The organism is Archangium sp., assembly GCF_036388035.1.
Classification (GTDB): domain Bacteria; phylum Myxococcota; class Myxococcia; order Myxococcales; family Myxococcaceae; genus Archangium.
On sequence record NZ_DASVSO010000298.1, the window covers coordinates 1 to 5,330 of the forward strand.

The 5,330-nt window shown below is 67.8% G+C and carries 3 protein-coding genes and 1 pseudogene; all 4 read left to right on the top strand.

What is annotated here, in order from left to right; genetic code table 11:
- Positions 1-206: pseudogene (locus VF697_RS12420) on the top strand (secretin); the annotation flags it as partial.
- 149 nt (positions 207-355) lie between these two features.
- On the top strand, positions 356-2,107 hold the full coding sequence (locus VF697_RS12425) for an ATPase, T2SS/T4P/T4SS family (protein WP_331094568.1): 1,752 nt from the start codon (positions 356-358) through the stop codon (positions 2,105-2,107).
- A 7-nt stretch (positions 2,108-2,114) separates the two neighbouring features.
- A complete protein-coding gene (locus VF697_RS12430) occupies positions 2,115-4,370 on the top strand; it encodes an FHA domain-containing protein (protein WP_331094570.1) in 2,256 nt (751 codons plus the stop codon).
- Between the two features lie 91 nt (positions 4,371-4,461).
- Positions 4,462-5,330: 5'-3' exonuclease (locus VF697_RS12435; protein ID WP_331094572.1), on the top strand; the 869-nt coding region annotated here is incomplete at its 3' end.

Here is a 5,330-nt window from a genome sequence, read left to right on the forward strand (position 1 = left end):
CCAAGCTGCCGGGCCTGGGCCACATCCCCATCCTGGGCGAGCTCTTCAAGAGCCGGGCCTTCGACTCCACCAAGCGCGAGCTGGTCATCTTCGTGACGCCCCGCATCGTCAACCCGGACTCGGACAAGATCCGGACGATCATCGAGGACGTGAAGAGCCGCTACAAGCAGGCCCGCTCCGAGGTGAACTTCAACATCTTCGACTGAGCGCCCCGCTTCCGGCGCTCCGGGCCTCGAGGCCGGCCTCGTCCCCCAGGGGGGATGGGCGCCGGCCTCGGTGCTTTCGGGGAGGCAAGCGTGGCCCGCCGCGTCGCGTCCCCTTTGAGCTGGAGGGGCCGCTTGGTAGCATCCGCGCCATGTTTCTGGTCACGCTCGAGGAAAAGGGCGGCGGTACCGAGCAGATCGAGTTCGAGAAGAACGAGATCACCATCGGTCGCCTCGCTGGCAACGACATCGTCCTCGCGAAGGGCAACGTCTCCAAGTACCACTCGAAGATCGTCGCCAAGGACGGCAAGTTCATCGTCGTGGACATGAAGTCCACGAACGGCACCTTCGTGAACGGCAAGAAGATCGCCGGGCCACAGGTGATCAAGCCGTCCGATCAGATCTTCGTCGGCGACTACATCATCAACGTCGAGCCGCTGGCCGAGCCCAGCATGACGCGCACGGCGCCTCCCGAGGAGGAGTACTACGAGGAGGACCAGGGCCACGACGACGAGCAGGGCGCCTACGAGGAGGAGCCCTACGAGGAGCCCGCGCAGGACAACGCGCGCATGCCGGCCTCGCTCGCCTCGGCGCTGGCGAAGAACAAGAAGCGGGTGGACCCCCGGCTGGAGGCCTACACCCAGCTCCAGAAGGAGATCCATGACCGGCTGATCGAGTACCTCGACCTGCGCCGCATGGACATGGACCGGCTGGGCGACGAGGAGCTGTGGCGGCGCACCGAGAAGGCCATCCGCGACATCATCGACCAGATGGAGGCGGACGGAGAGCTGCCGGGGGACGTGGACCGGGAGGAGCTGCTCACCGACGTCATCAACGAGGCGCTGGGCCTGGGGCCCCTCGAGGCGTTCCTCGCGTCGGATGAGATCAGCGAGATCATGGTGAACCACGCCAACCAGATCTACATCGAGCGCAAGGGCAAGCTCGTGATGTCCGAGAAGACGTTCAGCTCGAACCAGGCGGTGCTGGGCGTCATCGAGCGGATCGTCGCGCCCATCGGCCGGCGCATCGACGAGTCCAGCCCGCTGGTGGACGCGCGCCTCAAGGACGGCAGCCGCGTCAACGCCATCATCCCGCCGCTGGCGCTCAAGGGTCCCTGCATCACCATCCGCAAGTTCAAGAAGGACTCGCTGAAGATCCAGGACCTGGTGAAGTTCAAGACGCTCACGGCGCAGATGGCCGAGTTCCTGGAGATGTGCGTCAAGGCGCGCAAGAACATCGTCATCTCGGGCGGCACGGGCTCGGGCAAGACGACGACGCTCAACATCATCAGCTCCTTCATCCCCGACGACGAGCGCATCGTCACGGTGGAGGACGCCGCCGAGCTCCAGCTGCCGCAGGACCACTGGGTGCAGCTCGAGAGCCGCCCGCCCAACCTGGAAGGCAAGGGCGCCATCACCATCCGCGACCTGGTGAAGAACTGCCTGCGCATGCGGCCCGACCGCATCGTCGTGGGCGAGTGCCGCGCGGGCGAGACGCTGGACATGCTCCAGGCGATGAACACGGGCCACGACGGCTCGCTCACCACGCTGCACGCCAACACTCCGCGCGACGCCATCGCCCGGCTGGAGACGATGGTGCTGATGAGCGGCATGGAGCTGCCGGTGAAGGCCATCCGCGAGCAGATCGCCAGCGCCGTCCACATCATCGTGCAGCAGACCCGCTTCTCCGACGGCACGCGGAAGATCTGCTACATCACGGAGATCGCCGGCATGGAGGTGGACATCGTCACCCTCCAGGACATCTTCTATTACAAGCAGGAAGGCTTCACGGACGAGGGGAAGGTGCGCGGCCGGTACGTGGCCAGCGGCTTCGTGCCCAAGTTCTACGATGACCTGCAGCGCAAGGGCATCCCCGTCAACATGAGCATCTTCCGCGAGGACTGACCCCGTCATGCCTACCCTGGTCATCCGTCATCCCGACGGCAGCGAGAGCGAGCACGAGCTTTCTGGTGAGCTGAAGATTGGCCGCCAGGAAGGCACCAACGATCTGGTCCTCACCGAGGGCGGTGTGTCGCGTCGTCACGCCCGCTTCTTCGAGGAGGGCGGCAAGGTGTTGGTGGAGGACGTGGGCAGCGCCAACGGCACCTTCGTGGACGGCACGCGCATCACCGGCATGACGCCGCTGACGCCCAAGTCGCAGGTGGTGCTGGGTGACTACGAGATGCGGCTCAAGGCGGCGGGCCGTCCGGCCACGGCCTCGGGTGCGCGCAAGGCGGCGAAGCCCGCGGGCGAGGAGCCCGAGGCGCTGGGCGAGGGCAACTCCCGCGCCACCCGGGCCATGCCCGCGGCGAAGCGTCCGGCCCCGGGCCCCGGTGGCCCCTCGGCGTTGGCGAAGCGTCCCCGGCCCGCCCCCGCGGGCGCGGCGGCGGAGGGCGCGGGTCCCCCGGTGCTCAAGGGCCTCACCGGGCCCTGGGCCAACCAGAAGTTCCCCGTGAAGGGCAAGCTGGTGGTGGGCCGTCAGGCGCCCGCCACGGTGCTCCTCGAGGACGACTCGGTGAGCCGCAAGCACGCCGAGGTGGAGGCGACGCCCCAGGGCGTGGTGCTGCGCGACCTGGGCAGCGCCAACGGCACGCTCCTGAATGGCGAGCCGGTGGGCCCCCAGGAGGTGGTGCTTCAGCCGGGGGACATCATCACCTTCGGCATGGTGGAACTGGTGCTCGAGAGTGGCGGGACCTCCAAGCTGCCGGTGCGTGGCGGCCGCGACGTGCCCGCCCGGCGTGGCGCGGGCGACGCGGCGGACGGAGAGGGGCCCGCCGCGGGAGTCCCGGCCTCGCGCAAGAAGCTGCTGGTGGTGGCCGCCAGCGTGGTGGGGCTGCTGCTGGTGGCGGGGATCGTCAAGAACGTCAGCGGTGGCGGCGGTGGAGGCGTGGCGGGGAGCAAGCCGATGGCGCAGAAGGCCCCTCCGCCCCAGAACCCGGCCGAGCAGGTGCAGGAGATGCTCAGCCAGTGCCGCTCCTTCTCCTCCTCGGAGCTGGGCGGCGAGCCCGACTGGGTGAAGGCCGAGGCGGCCTGCTCCAAGGCGTTGGACATCGATCCGATCCACGCCGAGGCCAACACCCTCATGCGCCGCATCAAGGTGGAGAAGGAGGCCGCGGAGAACTTCTCCCAGGGGGAGAAGGCGCTCGCGCGCTCCAAGGAAGTGGATGCGCTGGAGCTCTTCCGGAAGATCCCCAAGGACAGCGCGTACTTCCGCCGGGCCAAGCCCAAGGTGCTGGAGGCGGTGGAGAAGGTCGTCAAGCGCGCGGAGGACGACTGCAAGCGCTACCTGCGCGACAGCCAGTGGAGCACCGCGGTGCCCCAGTGCGAGAAGTACATGGGCTACGCCTGCCAGAAGATGACCAAGGAGGAGCTGGAGCCGCCCATCGGCTACACCCTGGTGCTCGACAAGAACAAGCGGCTGGGGCGCACCGAGTGGCGGCCCAAGCACAAGCTCTACCTGGACTTCCTCAACGCCCGGCACCGGGTGACGCCCGACGCCCAGCCCTGGCGGTGCCCTGTGTCGGACATCTTCATGGTGGACGAGGCGGCGCCGGATCCGAAGGTACAGGTGGAGGCCGTCTTCAAGCAGCGCCTGCCCAACAAGTTCATGATCGCCGCGATGATGGACTACTACGGCGGACGCGGGAACGAGGCGATCGCCACCCTGCAGCGGCTGCGCGGCAACTACGAGCTGTCCCAGTACCACAGCGATGCGGACAAGCTGATCGCCGACGTGAACAACGTGGACCAGCTCTTCAAGACGGGCCAGGGCTACCTGCAGAAGGAGGACGTGGAGAAGGCCGAGGAGCCGCTGCTGGAGGCGCTGGAGGTGGACAAGCGCCTCATGGGCGAGCTGGCCGAGACCAAGCCGTCCTTCTACCGGCGCAACATCCAGCACGACATGGCCTCCGCCGCCATCACCCGGGGCAAGTACTGGGATGAGCGCGGGGACAAGCGCCGCTCCTGCCGCATCTGGAAGCTGGGCTTCCGCTTCTACGCTGGCAACACGGACCTCAACTCGCAGGTGGGCCGGTGCTCCACCCGTGGCCTCTCCGCCATCAAGGAGGCGTCGACCTGCGCGGATCTGGACGTCGTGCTGGACTACGCCGTCCCGGGCGATGGGCTCGATGAGCGGGTGGCGGCCATGAAGAAGGAGAACGGCTGCTGACGTCCGCACTCCCCGGGAGCGTTGACGGGTGCTCTCGGGTCGCGGCTCGGCATGGACAGCGGGCGGGGGGCTCGATTAAGGCCGGGAACCTATGGTCCCGAGCCCTTCCAGCGGCGCTCCCCGCCTCGTCCTGATCGACGCCTCCAGCTTCATCTTTCGCGCCTATCACGCGATTCCTCCGCTCACGAACCGCCAGGGCGTGCCCACCAACGCCACCCTGGGCTTCACCCGGCAGATCCTCAAGGCGCTCAAGGAGCTGCAGCCCGCCTACGTGGCGCTCGCCTTCGACAAGGAGAGCCGCGCCGAGCGCCAGAAGATCGACCCCAACTACAAGGCCAACCGGCAGGCCATGCCGGAGGATCTGGCCCAGCAGTTCCCCTACATCCGCCGGGTGGTGGAGGCCTTCAACCTCCCCGTGCTGGAGGTGGCCGGCTGGGAGGCGGATGACGTCATCGGCACCCTGGCCAGGCGCGCCAAGGCCGAGGGCTTCTGCGTCCTGGTCGTCACCGGGGACAAGGACTTCGTGCAGATCGTGGACGACGACGTCCACCTCTATGATCCGCAGAACGAGCGCTACACGAACCCCGCCGAGGTGAAGGAGCGGCTGGGCATCGAGCCCAAGCAGATGCGCGACTACCTGTCGCTCATCGGCGACGCGGTGGACAACGTGCCCAAGGTGCCGGGCATCGGCCCGAAGACGGCGGTGGAGTTGCTGAACCAGTTCGGCACCGTGGACGCGCTGCTCGAGCGGGTCTCCGAGGTGAAGAAGCCGAAGATGCGTCAGGCCATCGAGGAGCACCGCGAGAGCCTGCTGCGCGCGCGTGACCTGGTGACGTTCCGCACGGACCTGAAGCTGGACGTGTCCATCGAGGACCTCAAGCGCCAGCCTCCGCACGACGAGCAGCTCCGCCAGCTCTTCACCGAGCTGGAGTTCTCCGCGCTGCTGCGGGAGCTGCCGGC